Here is a 19,477-nt window from a genome sequence, read left to right on the forward strand (position 1 = left end):
TTCACATAGGACCGCGGACTCGCAGGATGTCGAGGGCGGTGACGGCCACGTGCAACGCGGTGCGCTGTTCGCCGGATTCGAGGTCGCAGCCGAGCAGGCGCTCGATCGTGCGCAGGCGTTGGTAGAAGGTCTCACGGGACAGGCCGCCGCGGCGGGCGGCGCCGGTCTTGTTGCCGGCGGCGTCGAGATACTGGCGCAGGGTCGTCAGCAGGTCGGTGCCGTGGTGGGTGTCGTGATCGATGAGCCGGCCGAGTCGTTGTTCCGTGTAGTCCTGGATCCGGGTGTCCTCGCGGAGCGCGTAGAGCAGTCGGCGCAGGTCGATGTCGGCGAGTTCGTGGAAGGCACGGCCCGGTGGGAGAGGCTGGCCGGGCGGGGTGGCCTCGGCGACGCGGGTCGCCTGGCGGAAGGAACGGGGGACGTCGGTGAGGTCGTCGACCTCGCAGCCGACGCTCACCACGGCGCGCGGGGAGAGGGCGAGTGCGGCGCGGCTCAGCCGTTCGACCGGGGGTCGCCAGGGGTGCGAGGGGCTCAGGGCGAGGAGTACTCCCAGCCGGTCGGGTGCGAGTTCGCCGACGAGTGCCGGGATTCCCGTCGTGCGCAGGTCCTGGGCGAGGTGGGTCCCGGGGTGCGCCGCGGTGTCCTGTGCGGGGAGGTCCAGCACGACCGTGAGGAAGCGGCTGTTCTCTGTGGGCAGGCCCAGCGCGGCCAGCCGGGCATGGGCGTCCTCGCGGGAGCGGTGGCGCTGCTCGACGAGGTCGCGCAGGGCGTTGCGGTGCGCGAGGTGTTCCCAGGGTGTGGGGTGGATGAGGCGGGCGACGGTCAGGGCCATCGCCGTTCTCTCCAGGACGGTGATGTGCTCCGCTCCGAGAGCCGGTCCGGTGGCAGTGGCGGGCAGCATGGCCACGCGGCCCCAGCGTTCGCCCTGGTATTCGACGGGCGCGGTGAGCCAGCCTTCCGGGCCGCCTCGGCTCGCGCGGTCAGCGGGCGGGGTCGCTCTGGACCGGCGTTCCCAGTCGGTGAGCGCCTCCTCCAGGGTGGTGCCGGAGGGCTCGCAGATCAGTGCCTGGTGGACCAGGTTCTCCAGGACGACCGTGCGGCCGCTCATCTCGGCCGCCGCGCGCACCACGTCCTCCGCTCCGGCGCCGCGCAGCGTCAGGGCGGTGAACGCCTCGTGGACGCGTTGGGTGCGGCGCATCGCGTCGGCCTGGTTGCCCAGGATGAGTGCGTGGACGACCTGGGTGACCTCCAGGAAGTTGACGTCCTCGGCGAGGGTGATCAGGGGGAGGTCACGGGCCCGGCAGGCGTGGACGAGGGCGTCGGGCGGGCGGTGGTAGCGCCGTACGAGTTCGATGACCAGGGCGGCCGCCCCGACGTCGGCGAGTTCGTCGACGTACCGGCGGATGCCCGCCGCTTCCTCAGGCAGGGGCATGCCGGTGGTCAGGACGAGTTCGCCGCCCTTGAGGAAGGAGGCGGGGTCGGTGAGTTCGGTGATGTGGACCCAGCGGACCGGCCGGTCGAGGTGGGACACGCCGGTGACGACCTGGGGCTGTCCGGAGGCCAGGACGGGCAGCGCCAGGACGTCGGAGACGGTGAGGGCGTGGCCGGGCGGGCCGCTGTCCTGGTCGCCCGTTTCCGGTGGTCGTGCCGTCGGCGCCGTCGAGGGGCTGTCGTTCACGGTGTCTCCCTGGGTGCCCGGTCACTGTGGCAACCCTTGCTGACCTGCGCAAGCCCGACCTGCGCGGGAGGTGCTGCCCCTGGGCGGGCGGGGTGGTGAGGCCGCTGCCGGGTCCCGTGCTGGACAGAACGTCCGAAGACGGGGACCCCGCCGGACAGATCGCGCCTTGGCCCGCCCCTCGTCGGCGGAGACGCTCGAAGGGCCGCAACCGTCCGACGACCCACGCCGGGAGACGAGTATGACCGCACTGTCGCCGCACCTTCGCCAGGCCACCCCCGTCGTGGCGGCCCGGGGCGAGGGCGTCCACCTCTACGGTGAGGACGGCCGCCGCTACCTCGACTTCACCGCGGGGATCGGGGTCACCAGTACCGGGCACTGCCACCCCAGGGTGGTGGCGGCGGCGCAGGAGCAGGTGGCGACGCTGGTCCATGGCCAGTACACGACCGTCATGCACCGTCCGCTGCGGCAGCTCGTCGAGAAGCTCGGCGAGGTGTTGCCGACCGGTCTGGACAGCCTGTTCTTCTCCAACTCCGGCAGCGAGGCCGTCGAGGCGGCCCTGCGGCTGGCCCGGCAGGCCACCGGGCGGCCCAACGTCCTGGTCTGCCACGGCGGTTTCCACGGTCGTACGGTGGCCGCCGCCTCCATGACCACCTCCGGCACCCGCTTCCGCTCCGGGTTCTCCCCGCTGATGAGCGGTGTGGTCGTCACGCCCTTCCCGACGGCCTATCGCTACGGCTGGGACGAGGAGACCGCGACCCGCTTCGCGCTCCAGGAGCTGGACTACACGCTCCAGACGATCTCCTCGCCCGCCGACACCGCCGCGATCATCGTCGAGCCGGTTCTCGGCGAGGGCGGCTACGTCCCGGCCAACCGGGCGTTCCTGGAGGGTCTGCGGGAGCGGGCCGACCGCCACGGCTTCCTGCTGGTCCTGGACGAGGTGCAGACCGGCGTCGGCCGCACCGGCCGGTTCTGGGGGCACGACCACTTCGGCGTCACCCCGGACATCCTCGTCACCGCGAAGGGCCTGGCCAGCGGATTCCCGCTGTCCGGCATCGCCGCCTCCGAGGAGCTGATGGCGAAGGCGTGGCCCGGCTCGCAGGGCGGCACGTACGGCGCCAACGCCGTCGCCTGCGCGGCCGCCTGCGCCACCCTCGACGTCGTACGCGAGGAGAAGCTCGTCGAGAACGCCGAGGCGATGGGCGCGCGACTGCGCCGGGGCCTGGAGGCGGTGGCCGACCGTACGCCGGGCATCGGGGATGTCCGGGGGCTCGGGCTGATGCTGGCCAGCGAGTTCGTCACCGAGGACGGCAGCCCCGACCCGGAGACCGCCGCCCGCGTGCAGCGCGCCGCCGTCGACCAGGGACTGCTCCTGCTGCTGTGCGGGGCCTGGAATCAGGTCGTACGCATGATCCCGGCGCTCGTCGTCGACGAGAGGGCTGTCGACGAGGGGCTCAAGGCGTGGGCGGCCGCGGTGGAGGAAGGCACCTCGGGAGCGTCGCCGCGATGAGCGATCCCCTGGCGGGTCTGATCGCGCGGCTCGCCGAGACCGCTCCCGGCCTGCGCGTGGAGACCGGGCCCGGTATCGGCGCCTACGCGTACGACGCCTCCAACTACCGCGTTCCGCCGCGGGCCGTGGTGTTCCCCCGCAGCGCCGACGACGTGGTCGCGGTGGTGCGGGCCTGCCGGGAGACGGGCGTTCCCGTCACCGCGCGCGGCGGCGGCACCAGCATGGCCGGCAACGCGGTCGGACCGGGTGTGGTCCTGGACTTCTCCCGGCACCTGAACCGGATCCTGGACATCGACCCGGACGCGCGGACGGCGCGCGTGGAGGCCGGTGTCGTCCTCGACGCGTTGCAGGGCGCGACCGCCCCGCACGGCCTCGCCTTCGGCCCCGACCCGTCCTCGCACAGCCGCTGCACCCTCGGCGGGATGATCGGCAACGACGCGTGCGGGAACCGGTCCGTGCGGCACGGCCGGACCAGCTCCCATGTCGAGGCGCTGGAGATCGTGACGGCCGACGGAGTGCGAGCCGTGGCCGACGGCACGGGGCTGCACCCGGTGGACCCCGCGGACGCGGAGCGCGTCGCCCGTCTCGAAGCGGACGTACGACGGGTGATCGACGCCGATCTGGCGCCGATCCGCACCGAGTCGGGCCGCATCCCGCGCCAGGTCTCCGGCTACCCGTTGCACCACCTGCTGCCCGAGCACGGCTTCCACATGGCCCGCGCCCTGGTCGGCACCGAGGGAACCTGTGCGGTCGTCACCGCCGCGACGGTCCGTCTGGTGGCGACCGCGCCGGCCACGACGCTGCTGGCCCTCGGCTACGACGACGTCGTCGACGCGGCCGAGGACGTGCCGGAGATCCTGCGCTGGAACCCCACCGCCGTGGAGGGCATGGACGAGGCGATCGTCGCCACCATGCGCGCTCGCCGGGGCCCGGGGTCGGTCACCGGGCTGCCCGAAGGACGCGCCTGGCTCTACGTCGAGCTCGACGGTGACGAAGAGGCGGCACTCGCCGCGCGTGCGGCCGAACTGCTCGACGTGCTCAAGGCCCGGGGCCGGATGACGGGCGGGCGGGTCGTGGGGAGCGCGGCCGAGCGGCGCTCCCTGTGGCGGGTGCGCGAGGACGGGGCCGGTCTCGCCGCCCGTCTCGTGGACGGCGGGGAGTCCTGGCCCGGCTGGGAGGACGCGGCGGTCGCCCCCGGCGACCTGGCCGGCTATCTGCGGGACTTCCGCGGGCTGCTCGCCTCCCACGGGCTGAGCGGCGTGTTGTACGGGCACTTCGGCGCGGGCTGCGTCCATGTGCGGATCGACTTCGACCTCGTCACGGACGCGGGCCGGGCGGCCACCCGCCGGTTCCTCACCGAGGCGGCCGCCCTGGTCGTCGAGCACGGCGGCACGCTGTCCGGCGAGCACGGTGACGGACGGGCTCGCGGCGAACTGCTGGGGGTCATGTACAGCCGACGGATGATCGGGGCGTTCGCCGCCTTCAAGAAGGCCCTCGACCCCGAGGGGCTGCTGAACCCCGGCGTCATCGTCGCCCCGGCACCGCTCGACGCCGACCTGGCCCTGCACCGGATCCGTCCGCTGTCGACCGGGTTCACCTTCCCGCACGACGAGGACGGCTTCGCGGGTGCGGCCCGCCGCTGCGTCGGTGTCGGCCGCTGCCGCAGTGATGCGGGCGGGGTGATGTGTCCCAGTCACCGGGCCACGGGAGAGGAGAACGACTCCACGCGCGGCCGGGCCCGCATGCTCCAGGAGATGGTGCGCGGGGAGACCGTCCGGGACGGGTGGCGCTCGACCGAGGTCAAGGACGCCCTCGATCTGTGCCTGTCCTGCAAGGCGTGTTCCAGCGACTGCCCGGTCGGCGTCGACATGGCCGCGTACAAGGCGGAGTTCCTGCACCAGCACTACAAGGGGCGTGTGCGACCCCGCTCGCACTACTCGCTGGGCTGGCTGCCCCTGACCTCCGCGCTCGCCGGATACGCCGCCCGCCCCCTCAATCTCCTGCTGCGCGGTGCCGTCGGCAGACTGCTCGCCCGTCTCGGTGGTGTGACCACCAGGCGCCGGATCCCTGCCTTCGCCTCCCGACGCACCCTGCGCCGGGTGCTGCGCGGGGCGGGGACCGCGGAGCCGTCGAGGGCCCTGCTCTTCGTCGACAGTTTCACCCGCGCCTTCCGCCCCGAGGTCGCGGGCGCCGCGAGCCGGGTGCTGGCCGCCGCCGGAATCCCCTGCACGGCCGAGGACGGCCTGTGCTGCGGCCTGACCTGGGTCAGCACCGGCCAGCTGTCCGTCGCACGCCGCGTGATGGCCCGTACGGTCGCCCGCCTCGACAACGGTGACGAGCGGCCCGTCGTCGTCGCCGAGCCCAGCTGCGCCGCCGCCCTGAAACGGGACGTGCCCGAACTCCTCGGCACCGAGGCGGCACGGCGGGTCGCGGCACGGGTCCACACCCTCACCGGCGCCCTGACCGACCTGGCCGAGCCGGGCTGGAGACCGCCTCCCGTGCCCGCGAGCGTCGTCCTTCAGACCCACTGCCATGAGTACGCCACCTTCACCGGGCGCCGCCCCGCCGACCTGCTGCGCCGGCTCGGCGCGGACAGGGTCGACGAGGCCGAGGGCTGCTGCGGGCTCGCCGGGAACTTCGGCTTCGAGGAGCAGCACTACGACACCTCGATGGCCGTCGCCGGCCTGGCCCTGGGGCCCCGCCTCGACGCCGTCGGCCAAGACGGGCCGGCCGTCGTGGTGGCCGACGGCTTCAGCTGCGCCACCCAGATCGACCACCTCGCGGGTGACCGGGGCGTGCGCGCCCTGCACCTCGCCGAGCTGCTCGACCCCGCCGCCGACCGACCAGGAGTGACTCCATGACCGACACACCCACGCAGTTGTTCATCGGCGGTGTCTGGGTGGACGCCGCGGACGGCACCACCATGCCCGTGGACGACCCCGCGACCGGCGAGATCCTCTGCCACGTCGCCGACGCCGGCCCCAAGGACGCCCGGCTCGCCGAGGAGGCGGCCGTGCGGGCGCAGCCGGACTGGGCCCGTACGGCGCCCCGGGCGCGCAGCGAGATCCTGCGCCGGGCCTACGAGATCGTCCTTGAACGCGCCGACGAGCTGGCCCGTCTGATGACGTCCGAGATGGGCAAGCCGCTCGCCGAGGCCAGGGGGGAGGTCGCCTACGCGGCCGAGTTCTTCCGCTGGTTCTCGGAGGAGGCCGTGCGGATCGACGGCGGCCACGGCACCCTGCCCGACGGCCGGCACCGCATGCTGCTCGCCCGCCGGCCGGTCGGCCCCTGTCTGCTGATCACCCCGTGGAACTTCCCGCTCGCCATGGGCACGCGCAAGATCGGTCCGGCGATCGCGGCGGGGTGCACGATGGTGCTGAAGCCTGCGCCGCAGACCCCGCTGTCCAGCCTGGCTCTCGCCGCGATCCTCAAGGAGGCCGGGCTTCCGGACGGGGTGCTCAACGTCGTCACCACCTCCCGTGCGGGAGAGGTGTGCGAGCCGCTCCTGCGCGGCGGGCGGATCCGCAAGCTGTCCTTCACCGGCTCGACGCAGGTGGGCCGGCTGCTGCTGGCGCAGAGCGCGGACGCGGTCGTACGGACCTCGATGGAGCTGGGTGGCAACGCGCCGTTCGTCGTCTTCGAGGACGCCGACCTGGACGTGGCCGTGGAGGGCGCGATGGTCGCCAAGATGCGCAACATGGGTGAGGCGTGCACGGCCGCGAACCGTTTCTTCGTCCACCGGTCGGTGGCCGACGAGTTCGGGCGGCGGCTGGCCGCACGCATGGGTGCCCTGGTCGTGGGCCCCGGTACCCGGGACGGGGTCGACGTGGGCCCGCTCATCGACGCGGCGGGGCGGGCCAAGGTGGAGGAGCTGGTCGCCGACGCCGTGGAGCGCGGCGCCGAGGTGCTCGTCGGCGGACGCACCCCGCAAGGGCCGGGCTGCTTCTACCCGCCGACCGTGCTCGCAGGGGTCGCCCCCGAGAGCCGCCTGATGGACACGGAGATCTTCGGCCCCGTCGCCGCGATCCTCACCTTCGACGACGAGGACGAAGTGGTCCGCCGCGCCAACGACACCCCCTGGGGCCTCGTCGGCTATGTCTTCACCGAGGGTCTCGACCGCGCGCTGCGTGTCAGCGAACGCCTCGAAGTCGGCATGGTCGGCCTCAACACGGGTCTGGTCTCCAACCCGGCCGCCCCGTTCGGCGGCGTGAAGCAGTCCGGCCTGGGCAGAGAGGGCGGCCGGGTCGGCATCGAGGAGTTCCTGGAGTACCAGTACCTCGCGATCCCCGTGCGCTGACAGCGCGCGGTACCCCGCGCCGCGGCAGGGCGCTCACGCCCCGTCGCGGCGCCCCGCGATCTCCTGCGCGGTCTCGGCGACGAGACGCCCCAGCTCGGGCAGCCGTGTCGCGTCGTACCGCGAATCAGGCATCGAGACGGCGACCGTCGCCAGTGGCGTACCGGCCTCGTCGAGTATCGCCGCCGCCACGGCGCACACATCCGGCCGGTACTGGTTGCGGTTGACGGAGTAACCGTCGGCGCGCACCTTCCGCAGCTCGGCGCGCAGCTGCTCGGCGTCGGTCGGCGTGTCCTCGTTGAACCGCTCCAGGCCACGTTCGAGGAGTTCCTCGACGTCCGCCTGCGGCAGATGCGCCAGGACGGCCCGTCCCGTCGCCGTGGCGTGCAGCGGAGAGGTGTCGCCGATGGCGTGGAACGTCCGTACGGCGTGCGTGCAGTCCACCCGGTCGACGACCACCATGCACTGCAACGCGTCCGGCACCGACAGGTGAATGGTCTCGTTCACCGCGTCCCGCAGCCGGATCATCGGCTCCCGGGCGGCCGCGAACAGACTTGATCCCTGCAGCGCCGCCGGCCGGACGGCGAGCACCCGCGCCCCGATCTCCCAGCGCGTGGTGTCCTTCCGGTTCGCCCGCAGCCATCCCGCCTCGTTCAGGGTGACCAAGGTGCGCTGCACGGTCGACTTGGGCAGCCCGAAGAGCTTGGTCAGCTCCCCCACGGTCACCGGCTGGTGCTGGGCGACCGCCTCCAGGATGCGGAGCGACCTGGTCACGCTCTTCATTTCCATCGCATTTCCCCCGTTAACTCTGCGTTTTCCCGGTGCACGGCCCTTGACTCCCAAGAAAGTCCACTGCCAAGCTCGTGCCAGATTCTAGCACACCGTTCCACAATGTGGCACGGCTCGGCTGGCCCCGGTGGCCGAACAGGCCTCGGAGTCTCCATCAGCTCGACCGAAAGGACCACCTTCGTGTCAGCCAGCAAGCGCGTCGCCGTCGTCGGCGTCGGAACGATGGGCAGCCAGGCCGCCTGGCGCCTGGCGGCCCGGGGCGCCGACGTGGTCGGCTACGACCGCTTCGCCCCGGGCCACGACCGCAGCGCGGCCGGCGGCGAGACCCGTATCTTCCGCAGCGCCCACTTCGAGGACTCCCGGTACGTACCGCTCCTCCAGCACGCCGACGCCCTCTGGGAGCGGCTCCAGCAGGAGACCGGCCGCGAGCTGCGCCGCCTGAGCGGCTGCCTGCTGATGGGGCCGACCGAGCACACACAGATGGCCACCGTCCTGCAGTCCATCGCCGAGCACGGCCTGGACCACGAGGTGCTCGACGTCGACGCCCTCGCCAAGCGCTTCCCGCAGTTCCGGATCGAGGACGGCGACGCGGCCGTGCTGGACCGCCGGGCCGGTTTCATCCGCCCGGAGCTGACGATCCAGACCGCCGCCCGACGCGCCGAGGAGCTGGGCGCGCGCATCCACCGCTACACCACGGTCCGCGAGATCGTCCCCGTCGCGAACGGCGTCGAGATCCGCACCGACTCCGGCAGCGAGCACTTCGACACCGCGGTCGTCACCCCCGGTCCCTGGGTCAACGACCTGCTGCCCGACCTGCCGTGGGAGGTGGACGTCCGGCGCCTCATCAGCGCCTGGTACGTGCCCACCACGGATGCCTGGTTCGGCGAGGAGTCCCCGGCCTTCATCCGGACCGCGCCCACCCACTGCTACGGCCTGCCCTCCCCGGACGGCGTGTCCGTCAAGCTCGGCCTGTCCCGCGCCCTGCACCGCCCCGTCGGCGACCCGAACCGGCTGGAGCGGACCGTGGAGCCGGAGGAGCTGGAGATCTTCACCGAGCTGATCGGCCGCCACATGCCGGACCTGAACCCCGACCCGACGCGCCTGTCCGTCTACATGGAGGGCTACACCGAGAGCAGCCGCCCGCTGGTCGGCCCGCTGCCCGGCGCCGAGAACGTCGTCCTGCTCGCCGGGTTCTCCGGCCACGGCTTCAAGCTCTCGCCCGCCTTCGGGGACATCGCGGCCGACCTGGCGCTGGACGGCGCCTCGCCGCAGCCCATCGACTTCCTGTCCACCCTCGATCGCGCGGAGGCGTGAGAACCATGACCTCGCCGAAGAGCCCCCTCCGCGTCGGCGCCCTGCGCGCCGAGCCCGGCACCAAGGTCCGCGGCAGCGTCCGCGCCGACCTCGGCACGCTCACCGTGGACATCCCGCTGACCCTGGTCAACGGCGCCCGCCCCGGCCCCCGCGTCGTCATCACGGCGGGCGTCCACGGCGGCGAGTTCACCGGCATCGACGCCGCCGCCCGGCTCGCGGCCCTGCTGGAAGCCGGCGAGGTGCACGGCCAGGTCGTCCTCTGCCCGGTCGCCAACCCGCCGGCCGTGTACCAGGGACGGCTCGGCGTCTCCCCGGTCGACGGCGTCAACATCAACCGCGTCTTCCCCGGTGACGCCGACGGCGGGCCCACCGAGCGCCTCGCGGCCTGGCTGTTCGCGAACCTGCTCGACGGCGCGGACGCGTACGTCGACCTGCACTCCGGCGGCATCGACGAGTTCCTGACGGACTTCGTCGGCTACCGGCTCACCTCGGACCCCCAACTCGACGCGAGGACCGCCGGCATGGCAGCCGCGCTCGGCATCGAGGACGTCGTCCTCGGACCGAACACCGACGGCGGCAACAGTCACGCGGCCGCCGCCCGCCAGGGCATCCCGGCGATCCTCGTCGAGACCGGCCGGCTCGGCGAACGCGACCCGGACACCACCCGTCGCCTCGTCAGGGGCCTGTACGGGGTCCTGGGCCGGCTCGGCGTCCTGGACACCGGGCCCCGGGACGACACGGCTGTCCGCAACTGGGTCTGGGCCGCGGGCGTCACCGCCGAGGTGGCGGGCCTGTGGTACCCCGAGTTCTCCGCCGGTGACGACGTGACGGCGGACCAGGTCCTCGGCCGCGTCATCGACCCGGCCGACGGTCAGGAGCACAAAGTCCTCGCCCCGGCCACCGGGCGGATCTTCTACGGCATGCACGGCCTGACCGTCGCCCCCGGCACCGAACTGGCCGCCATCGCCGCCCCGGCCCCCACCGGGACCTCCGGCGACCACTGACCCCACCCCCCGCACAGCCCGTCCCCGCTCCACCAGCACGAGACCCGAAACGCGCCCCTCATCACGCACAGCACCATCAGGAGGCACCCCGTGAAAGATCTCCGGACAGACCGCAGAGGGTTCCTGCGCGGCCTCGGCGGCATGGCCGCGGGCATCGCCACCGCCACCACGCTCAGCGCCTGCGGCACCGGCACCAGCCGGTCCGTCGACAGTGGCAAGAACTCCAAGACCCTCGTCGTCCGCAACAGCGGGGGCTCCTACGGCGACGCCAACCAGCAGGCGGTCTACGACCCGTTCACCAAGGAGACGGGTATCCAGGTCAAGGTGGTGAACATCCAGTACGCGCAGATGCTCGCCCAGATCCAGCAGGGCCGCCCCGAGTTCGACGTGATCGACGACTCGATCGCCGACTTCGTGCACTTCAAGCGGCAGGACGCCACCCAGGACCTGGACTACGACCGGCTGAAGAACTTCAAGAACGCCGGCATCGCCAAGAACCTGGTCGCCTCCAACGCGGTCGGCAAGAACTACTGGGCCAGCGTGATGGCGTACCGCACGGACGCCTTCGGCGGGAAGAAACCTTCCTCCTGGGCCGACTTCTGGGACACCGAGGCCTTCTCCGGCAACCGCGCCCTCCAGGCCCTGGACGCCGACCTGCCCGAGCTCGAGTTCGCGCTCCTCGCCGACGGCGTGGCGCCGGACAAGCTCTACCCCCTCGACGTGGAGCGCGCCTTCAAGGCCCTCAGCGAGATCAAGCCCCACGTCCGCAAGTTCTGGGACACCGGCGCCCTGCCCGGCCTGCTCCTGGGCCGCAAGGAGGTCGTCGCCTCCAGCGTCTGGCACGGCCGCCTGGACGACCTGATCAAGGGCGGCGCGCCGCTCGCCTACCAGTGGAACGGCGCCCGCCGGCAGAGCAACGCCCTCGGCATCCCCAAAGGCGCCGCCAACGTCGACGCCGCCTACCAGCTCATCGACTTCTCCCTGCGCCCCGAGGTGCAGGCCGCCTACGCCGAGATCTACCCGATGGCCCCGTCGGTGCCGGCCGCCTACAAGAAGCTCTCCACCACCACGGCCGCCAACCTCGGCAGCTCGCCCGAGCACCTGGAGTCCGGCTTCGACCTCGACGTCGAGTGGTGGATCGACAACCAGGATGCCGTGGCCAAGCGCTGGCAGGAGTGGACGCATGCCTGAGACCGACGTGATGCCGTCACCGACCCCGGCGCAGACCCTGAACGGCAGCGGAAAACCCCTGTCCGTGACGCGACTTCGCAAGACCTACGGCGGTGTCACGGCCGTCGACGAGGTCTCCATGGAGATCGCGGCGGGCGAGTTCGTCACCTTCCTGGGGTCCTCCGGCTCCGGCAAGACCACCACGCTGATGATGATCGCCGGGTTCTGCGAGCCCGACTCGGGCGGCATCGTGGTCGGCGGGAACGACGTCACCCGGCTCGCTCCGCAGAAGCGCGGCCTCGGCTTCGTCTTCCAGCAGTACCTGCTCTTCCCGCACATGACGGTGTGGGACAACGTCGCCTTCCCGCTGCAACTGCGCGGTGTGCCCAAGGCGGAGCTGCGCCGCCGTGTCGGCGAGACCCTGGAGATGGCCGGACTGTCGGCGATGGCGCGACGCCGTCCCCGCGAGCTGTCCGGCGGTCAGCAGCAGCGTGTCGCCCTGTGCCGGGCGCTGGTCTACCGCCCGCCGGTGATCCTCATGGACGAGCCGCTGGGCGCCCTCGACAAGAAGCTGCGGGACCAGCTCCAGACCGAGATCAAGCGCATCCAGCGGGAACTCGGCCTCACCGTCATCTATGTGACGCACGATCAGGAGGAAGCCCTGGTCCTCTCCGACCGCGTCGCGGTCATGCGGGACGGGCGGATCGACCAGTTCGACACCCCGCGGGAACTCTTCGAGCGGCCGCGCACCCCGTTCGTCGCCGACTTCCTGGGCGCCGCGAACTTCCTCCCGGGCAGCCTGGAGGAGCGGACGAGCGACCACGTTCTCGTACGTCTGGACACAGGCGGCCTGCTCAAGGCCCGCCCGCAGGCCGTCCCGGACGGCGTACCCGTACGCGCGGCGATCCAGCCGGGCCGGCTCGCCCTGTGTCCGCCGGGGGACGGCTTCTGTACCGGGACCGTCGAGACGGTCACCTACGTCGGCACCCTCGTACGCGTCACGGTCCGCCCCGTCGGCGGTGCGGACGACGGGCTCGTCCGGCTGGAACTGCCCGCGGGCCGCGCCCCCGCCCCCGGTGAGCGCGTCGACCTCACCGCGGACCCCGCGAACGTCAGCGTCTTCGCCGCCACGGAACACGGGAGGTGACCCCAGTGGCCGTACTCGCTCCGGTATCGGGCTCCGCCGCCCCGGTGCCCGGCAGGAAACGACGGGCTCACGCGCTGTCCGACCGGCGCACCCGCTTCGGACTCCTCAACGCCACCCCGGTCGTCGTCTTCCTCCTGCTTCTCTTCGTCTATCCGATCTTCAGCACCCTGATGCTGAGCCTCAAGGGCAAGGACGGCGCCTTCACCCTCCACTGGTACGCCGACGCCTTCGCCGGTGCCAACCTGGAGATCCTCCTCACCACCCTGCGGATCTCCGCCGAGACCTCCCTGCTGGCCCTGGCCACCGGTTTCCTGCTGGCCTCGGCCATCTCCCGGCTGAAGCCCCTGTGGGCGGGCCTGGCGATGACCGTGGTGGTCGTGCCGCACTTCATCAGCGCCCTGGTGCGCACCTACGGCTGGATCATCCTGCTCGGCGACAACGGTGTCGTGAACAACGTCCTGACGGACATCCACTTCCCGGGCGCGCCCTTCCAGTTGCTCTACAACGAGGTCGGCGTCGTCATCGGCACCACGGCCGTGATGCTGCCGTACACCGTCCTGCTGCTGTACGCCGTCATGAAGGGCATCGACCGTCGTCTGATGGCCGCCGCGGCCGGCATGGGCGCGGGACGGATCACCATCTTCCGCCGGGTCTACGTCCCCCTGGTGGCCCCCGGCCTGGTCAACGCGGGCGTCCTGTCCTTCATCCTCTGCCTGGGCTACTACCTCACCCCCGCCCTGATGGGCGGCGAGAAGCAGACCATGGTTGCCTCGCTCATCGACGAACAGGTCATGAAGCAGAACCAGTGGAACGGCGCCTCCGCGCTCGGCATCATCCTGCTGCTGCTCACCTTCGCGGGACTGCTGCTGCTCAGGGCGCTGAAGTCGGCGGGCGAGGCCCTTCGCAAGCGGGGGGCGACGTCATGATCGAGCTACGCGCCACACTGGCCGGACGTATCACGCTGGCCGCCTTCTCCACGCTGATCCTGCTGTTCCTGGCCCTGCCGATCGTCGTCATCGTCGTCACCTCCTTCGGCAAGGACGCCTTCGGCACCTTCCCGCCGCACGCCTGGACGTTCGGCTGGTACAAGCAGCTCTTCGCCGACGGCAGCAAGTGGCCCGCGGCGCTGTCGCTCAGCGCCCTGGTGGCGGCGATGACGACGGCCTTCTCGCTCATCCTGGGCATGACCGCGGCGACGGCCCTGGTCCGCAGCGACCTTCCGCTGCGCTCGGTGGTCTACGGCCTGGTCCTCGCGCCGCTGATCATCCCCCAGGTCGTCATCGCGCTCGGCCTGTTCCTGCTCTTCGAACCGGCCTCGATGCTCGGCAGCCCGGTCGCCATCGCGCTGGGCCACACCGTGCTGGCCTCGCCGATCGCGGTGATGATCCTGATGGCCACCCTGAAGGGCATCGACGAACGGCTGGAGGACGCGGCCGCCGGCATGGGCGCCGGCCGGCTGACCATATGGCGGCGCATCACCCTCCCGCTGGCCATGCCCGGACTCGTCGCCGCCGGCATCTTCGCCTTCATCACCAGCTTCGACGAGTTCTTCATCTCGCAGTTCCTGTCCTCCGTGGACACCGTGACCCTGCCGGTCCAGGTGTTCAACGTCCTCCAGTACAACGTCGACCCGTCGGTGACCGCCGTCAGCGCGATCCTCATCGCGGTCGCCGTGGTGGCCCTCGTCCTGGTCGCTGTGGTGCGGGGGCTCGGCGGCTCCGGCAGGCAGGACGGCCTGCTGCCCACGGAGCCCGGAGTGGGCCTGCCCGCAGTAAGTGAGACCGCTTCATGACCACGACCAGCACCCGCACCCCCGCCGACGGCCTGTCCGCCACCGCGGCCAGGCACCTGCTCCTCAACATGACCCCCAACGGTTCGCTCGGCCAGGACGGCGAGAACCTCTTCGTCGTCCGGCGCGGCGAGGGCCCCTACCTCGAGGACGCGGACGGACGACGCCACATCGACGGCCTCTCCGGCCTGTACTGCTGCCAGCTCGGCTACTCCTACGCCCCCGAGTTCGCCGAGGCGGCGGAGCGGCAACTGCGCGAGCTGTGCTTCAGCCCCCTGTGGTCCTCCTCCGCGCACCCGACCGCGATAGAACTCGCCGAACGCCTCGCGCGGATCGCCCCGGAGGGCGTCGAGGCCACCTTCTTCTCCGGAGGAGGTGCCGAAGCCGTCGAGACCGCCTGGAAGATCGCCCGCCGCTACCACGCCCTGCGCGGGGAGCCGGGTCGCACCAAGGCGATCTCCCGGCGCGGCGCCTACCACGGCCTGACCATCGGGGCCCTCTCGCTCACCGACGACCCCGGGCTGCGCGAGCCGTACGGTCCCGGCGCGATCGACACCAGTTTCGTGTCCAACACCAACCGCTTCCGGCTCTCCCCCGCCTACGCGGACGACGAGGTGTACTCGGCCCATCTGCTGGCCGAGCTGGAGGCCGCGGTCCTGGCCGAGGGCCCGGAGACCATCGCGATGCTGATCGCGGAGCCGGTGCAGAACCGCGGCGGCTGCATCACCCCGCCCGAGGGCTACTGGCCGGGCCTGCGGGCCCTGGCCGACCGGTACGGCTTCCTCCTCGTGGCCGACGAGGTCATCACCGCCTTCGGACGGCTGGGGGAATGGTTCGGCGGCGACCTGTACGGCAGCCGTCCGGACATCATCACCGTCGCCAAGGGCATCACCGCCGGATACGCCCCCATGGGGGCGACCATGGTCGGCGACCGCGTGGTCGAGGTCATCAACCAGCCCGGCGCCGTCCTCAACCACGGCTACACCTTCGCCGGTCACCCGCTCAGTGCCGCGATCGCCCTGCGCAGCCTGGAGATCATGGAGCGGGACCGGATCCTGGAGAACGTCCGCGGCCACCAGGACCACCTCGCGACGCGTATGAACGCCCTCGCGGACCTTTCGATCGTCGGCGACGTCCGCGGCGCCGGGTTCTTCTACGCCCTCGAACTCGTCGGAGACCTCGACGGCGGCGGCTTCAGCGACCGGGCCCGCGCCGACCTGGTCGCCGGCCTGATCCCGCGCCGGCTGCGCGAGGCCGGCCTCCTGGCCCGCGTCTACAACCGCGCCGCCCCGCTGGTCCAGATCGCGCCCCCGCTGATCAGCGACCGCCAGCTCCTCGACCGTATCGCCGACATCCTCGCGGAGACCCTCGCCGAGGCGTCCGCCCGGCTGTGACTCCCGCCTTCGACCCGCCTGTGACACCCGTTCTCGAAAGGAACTCCCCGATGTACTCAATCGGTCCGCTGACCGTCGCCCCCGGCGAGCGCGCCCAGGGCCTCATCCCGGTCGGCACCAGCAGCTACGGCGTGGAGCTCGGCATACCGCTGATCGTCGTCAACGGCGCCGAGCCCGGTCCGGTGCTCTGCGTCGACGCCGGCGTGCACGGCGACGAGTACGACGGCCAGGAGTCCGTCCGCCGCGTGCTCGCCGAAACCGACCCGGCCACCCTGCGCGGCACCCTGGTCGGGATCCCCTGTGTGAACACCCCGGCCTTCGAGGCGGCGGCCCGCACCAGCGGCCTGGATTACCTGAACCTCAACCGGATCTTCCCCGGCGACGCCGACGGCTCGTACTCCCTGCGCCTGGCCGCCACGTTCGTCGAGCAGGTCGTACCGGCCGTCGACGCGCTGGTCGACCTGCACACCGGCGGCACCTTCGGCGAGATCGCGCCGCTCGCCATCCTCCAGGGCGGCTACGAGGACCTGGCCACGGAGCTCGCCCTCGCGGCCGGGCACGAGCTGGTCTGGAAGGGCGGCAAGTGGGGCGGCACGGTCCGCCACCCGGCCCTCGCGGCGGGCAAGCCCGCGATCACCATCGAGGCGGGCGGCGGCACCTACCGCGAGTCCACCGTCGAGCTGCACATCGAGTCGGTCCGCAACATCATGCGGCAGCTCGGCATGGTCGACGGCGAGGCGAAGCTGCGCGACAGCTACACCACCGTCTCCGGCACCTTCGCGCGCTCCGCCTCCGGCGGCTTCTTCCTCGGGCACGCCGCGCCGGGAGAGAACTGCAAGGAGGGCGACCTGATCGCCCACATCGTCGACCACTACGGCAACACGCTGGAAGAGGTCCGCGCCCCGCAGGACGGCATCGTGCTCTGGGTCCGCCGGATCCGCACCGTCCGTCCCGGCGACGAGGTGGTCATCTTCGGCGAGGTGCAGGGGGAGATCCGGCCATGACCGACGACACCCGGCTGCTTCTCGTCGACGGCAAGCAGATCCCCGCCGCCGACGGCCGTACCTTCACCGTCCTCGGCCCGGCGGACGGCACGGCCCTCGCCCGGGTCGCCCTGGCCGGTCCGGCGGACGTGGACCAGGCGGTGGCGGCGGCCCGTACCGCCTTCACCTCGCCCGAGTGGGCCCGCATGCGCGCCGCCGACCGGGGCAGGCTGCTCCACCGCATCGCCGAGGCGATCCGCGACCAGAGCGCGCGGCTGGCGCGGCTGGAGAGCCAGGACACCGGCAAGCCGCTGAGCCAGGCCAGGGCGGACGTCGAGGCGGCCGCCCGCTACTTCGAGTTCTACGCGGGCTTCGCCGACAAGCTCGGCGGTTCGACGATCCCCCTCGGGCCCGGCCTGATCGACTACACGGTCCGTGAGCCGATCGGTGTCTCCGGCCAGATCATCCCGTTCAACTACCCGCTCCAGAACACCGCGAGGGGTTCCGCCCCGGCGCTCGCGGCGGGCTGCACGGTGGTCCTCAAGCCGTCGCCGGAGGCACCGCTCACGCCGTTGGAGATCGGCCGGATCGCGCTCGACTGCGGCCTTCCGCCCGGGGTGCTGAACGTCGTCCCCGGTGACGCCGCCACGGGCGCGGCCCTCGCCGGGCACCCGGGCATCGACCAGGTCACCTTCACCGGCTCGGTGCCCACGGGCATCAAGGTCGCCCAGGCGGCCGCCGCCAACGTCGTCCCCGCGGTGGTGGAGCTGGGAGGCAAGTCGCCGGTCGTCGTCTTCGCCGACGCCGACTTCGACCTCGCCCTGGGCGCCGTCGCCGCATCGGCCTTCGGCAACGCCGGGCAGACCTGCTCGGCCGGCACCCGCATCCTGCTCCAGCGCGGTGCCGAGGAATTCCTCGACAAGCTGGTCGCCCACGCCGCCTCGCTGCGGCTGGGCCCCGGCCTGGAGGACCCCGACGTCGGCCCGCTGATCGCGGCCCGCCAGCGCGACCGCGTGCAGGGTTACCTGGACCTGGCCCGCGAGGAGGGCGCCACGGTCAGGACCGGCGGCGGCCCGCCCGCCGACCCCGCGCTCGCCGACGGCTACTACATCGAGCCGACCGTCCTCACCGGCCTGACGAACCAGGCCCGTTGCGCCCGCGAGGAGATCTTCGGTCCCGTCGTCACCGTCATCGAGTTCGACGACGCCGACGAGGCCCTGGAGATCGCCAACGACAGCCCGTACGGCCTGTCCTCCTATGTCTGGACCCGCGACATCGACAAGGCGATGCGCCTGACCGCGGGCATCCGGGCCGGCCAGGTCTATGTCAACGCCACCGGCGTCGGCACCGGCATCGAGCTTCCCTTCGGCGGCTACAAGCACAGCGGCTGGGGCCGCGAGAAGGGCCTCGAAGGACTGGCCGGTTACACGCAGACCAAGAACGTCTGCATCGGGTTCGGGAGCGGTTCGTGAGATACCGCGCGCTGGGTGAACGCGGCCCGACCGTTTCCGTCGTCGGCGTCGGCGGCAACAACTTCGGCTCCCGCCTGGACGAGGAGGGCACCAGGGCCGTCGTCCACGCGGCCCTGGACGCCGGCGTCACCCTCTTCGACACCGCCGACATGTACGGCGGGTCCGGTGACCGGGGCGGCGCGCGCGGCGACGGCGAACGGCTGCTCGGCGCGGCCCTCAAGGGCCACCGCGACCAGGTCGTGCTGGCCACCAAGTTCGGCATGGAGATGTCCGCCGAGGCCGACCGCTACGGCCCGCGCGGCTCCCGCCCCTATATCCGGTACGCCGTCGAGTCCTCGCTCCGCCGCCTCGGCACGGACCGGATCGACCTCTTCCAGTACCACGAGCCGGACGGCGTCACCCCGCTCGACGAGACGGTCGCCGCGCTGCGGGAACTGGTGGCCGAGGGCACGATCGGGCACATCGGCTGCTCCAACCTCCCGGCCGAGGACCTGAGCGAGGCCTTCGTGTCGACCCAGGCCCGCTACCACCTGCTCGACCGCGGCGCCGAGCACGACCTGATCCCCGCCTGTCTGCGCGCCGGCGTCGGCCTGCTGCCCTACTACCCGCTGGCCAACGGCCTGCTCAGCGGCAAGTACCGGCGTGGTGAGCGGCCGCCGGCCGGCAGCCGCCTGTCGTGGCGGCAGGGCTGGCTGACCGACGCGGCCCTGGACCGGGTCGAGGCGCTCACCACGTACGGCGCCGAACGCGGCCTGAGCCTCCTGCAGGTCTCCGTCGGCGGCCTGGCCGCCCTGCCCGCCGTCGGCTCGGTCATCTGCGGCGCCATGACCCCCTCCCAGGTCACCGCCAACGCGGCGGCGGCCGACTGGATCCCCGACGCGGCCGACCTGGCCGCACTCGACACGATCGTCCGCCCTGGCGAACGCGTCGTCTGAGGCC

15 protein-coding genes are annotated in these 19,477 nt (G+C 72.3%); 13 read left to right on the forward strand and 2 right to left on the reverse strand.

Features of this window, described 5'->3' with window-relative positions; genetic code table 11:
• Nucleotide 1: 1 nt before the first annotated feature.
• Nucleotides 2-1,675 (reverse strand): PucR family transcriptional regulator ligand-binding domain-containing protein, encoded by a 1,674-nt coding sequence (locus ABZT93_RS07050; protein ID WP_356100133.1) that lies wholly within the window; start codon nt 1,673-1,675, stop codon nt 2-4.
• A 238-nt stretch (nt 1,676-1,913) separates the two neighbouring features.
• Here ABZT93_RS07050 and ABZT93_RS07055 point away from each other — a divergent pair, with 238 nt between their 5' ends.
• From ABZT93_RS07055 to ABZT93_RS07065, 3 genes are read left to right on the forward strand one after another with little or no spacing between them, the layout of a single operon-like run.
• The gene (locus ABZT93_RS07055; protein ID WP_356100136.1) at nt 1,914-3,182 is read left to right on the forward strand and encodes an aminotransferase class III-fold pyridoxal phosphate-dependent enzyme; all 1,269 of its coding nucleotides are present in this window, start codon (nt 1,914-1,916) and stop codon (nt 3,180-3,182) included.
• A complete protein-coding gene (locus ABZT93_RS07060; RefSeq protein ID WP_356100138.1) occupies nt 3,179-6,043 on the forward strand; it encodes an FAD-binding and (Fe-S)-binding domain-containing protein in 2,865 nt (954 codons plus the stop codon). The genes ABZT93_RS07055 and ABZT93_RS07060 overlap by 4 nt, the downstream gene beginning before the upstream one ends.
• Nucleotides 6,040-7,479: an NAD-dependent succinate-semialdehyde dehydrogenase gene (locus ABZT93_RS07065; RefSeq protein ID WP_356100141.1), complete on the forward strand. Its 1,440-nt coding sequence runs from the start codon at nt 6,040-6,042 to the stop codon at nt 7,477-7,479. Before ABZT93_RS07060 ends, ABZT93_RS07065 begins: the two co-directional genes overlap by 4 nt.
• 33 nt (nt 7,480-7,512) lie before the next feature.
• Here ABZT93_RS07065 and ABZT93_RS07070 read toward each other — a convergent pair whose 3' ends face one another.
• Nucleotides 7,513-8,259 (reverse strand): IclR family transcriptional regulator, encoded by a 747-nt coding sequence (locus ABZT93_RS07070; protein ID WP_356100700.1) that lies wholly within the window; start codon nt 8,257-8,259, stop codon nt 7,513-7,515.
• A 186-nt stretch (nt 8,260-8,445) separates the two neighbouring features.
• Between ABZT93_RS07070 and solA the strand changes: the two genes are divergently transcribed.
• The 10 genes from solA to ABZT93_RS07120 all read left to right on the forward strand — a co-directional run bounded on the left by solA (nt 8,446) and on the right by ABZT93_RS07120 (nt 19,473).
• Nucleotides 8,446-9,579: an N-methyl-L-tryptophan oxidase gene (solA, locus tag ABZT93_RS07075; RefSeq protein ID WP_356100144.1), complete on the forward strand. Its 1,134-nt coding sequence runs from the start codon at nt 8,446-8,448 to the stop codon at nt 9,577-9,579.
• Nucleotides 9,580-9,584: 5 nt separating this feature from the next.
• Nucleotides 9,585-10,583: a succinylglutamate desuccinylase/aspartoacylase family protein gene (locus tag ABZT93_RS07080; protein WP_356100147.1), complete on the forward strand. Its 999-nt coding sequence runs from the start codon at nt 9,585-9,587 to the stop codon at nt 10,581-10,583.
• Between the two features lie 90 nt (nt 10,584-10,673).
• A complete protein-coding gene (locus tag ABZT93_RS07085; protein ID WP_356100150.1) occupies nt 10,674-11,774 on the forward strand; it encodes an ABC transporter substrate-binding protein in 1,101 nt (366 codons plus the stop codon).
• Complete coding sequence (locus ABZT93_RS07090) at nt 11,767-12,900, forward strand: ABC transporter ATP-binding protein (RefSeq protein WP_356100153.1); 1,134 nt, start codon at nt 11,767-11,769, stop codon at nt 12,898-12,900. The genes ABZT93_RS07085 and ABZT93_RS07090 overlap by 8 nt, the downstream gene beginning before the upstream one ends.
• 5 nt (nt 12,901-12,905) lie before the next feature.
• On the forward strand, nt 12,906-13,826 hold the full coding sequence (locus tag ABZT93_RS07095) for an ABC transporter permease (RefSeq protein WP_356100156.1): 921 nt from the start codon (nt 12,906-12,908) through the stop codon (nt 13,824-13,826).
• Nucleotides 13,823-14,692: an ABC transporter permease gene (locus ABZT93_RS07100; protein WP_356100158.1), complete on the forward strand. Its 870-nt coding sequence runs from the start codon at nt 13,823-13,825 to the stop codon at nt 14,690-14,692. The genes ABZT93_RS07095 and ABZT93_RS07100 overlap by 4 nt, the downstream gene beginning before the upstream one ends.
• Entirely contained in the window at nt 14,689-16,083 is a 1,395-nt protein-coding gene (locus tag ABZT93_RS07105) for an aminotransferase class III-fold pyridoxal phosphate-dependent enzyme (RefSeq protein WP_356100161.1), read from the forward strand. The genes ABZT93_RS07100 and ABZT93_RS07105 overlap by 4 nt, the downstream gene beginning before the upstream one ends.
• Before the next feature lie 50 nt (nt 16,084-16,133).
• Nucleotides 16,134-17,087 (forward strand): M14 family metallopeptidase, encoded by a 954-nt coding sequence (locus tag ABZT93_RS07110; RefSeq protein WP_356100164.1) that lies wholly within the window; start codon nt 16,134-16,136, stop codon nt 17,085-17,087.
• Nucleotides 17,084-18,538, forward strand: a complete 1,455-nt coding sequence (locus tag ABZT93_RS07115; RefSeq protein ID WP_356100167.1) for an aldehyde dehydrogenase family protein — start codon at nt 17,084-17,086, stop codon at nt 18,536-18,538. The genes ABZT93_RS07110 and ABZT93_RS07115 overlap by 4 nt, the downstream gene beginning before the upstream one ends.
• A complete protein-coding gene (locus ABZT93_RS07120) occupies nt 18,535-19,473 on the forward strand; it encodes an aldo/keto reductase (protein WP_356100170.1) in 939 nt (312 codons plus the stop codon). The genes ABZT93_RS07115 and ABZT93_RS07120 overlap by 4 nt, the downstream gene beginning before the upstream one ends.
• The last annotated feature ends 4 nt before the right edge of the window (nt 19,474-19,477 follow it).

Origin of the sequence: Streptomyces sp. NPDC005303, from assembly GCF_040607335.1 — a bacterium.
Taxonomy (GTDB): domain Bacteria; phylum Actinomycetota; class Actinomycetes; order Streptomycetales; family Streptomycetaceae; genus Streptomyces.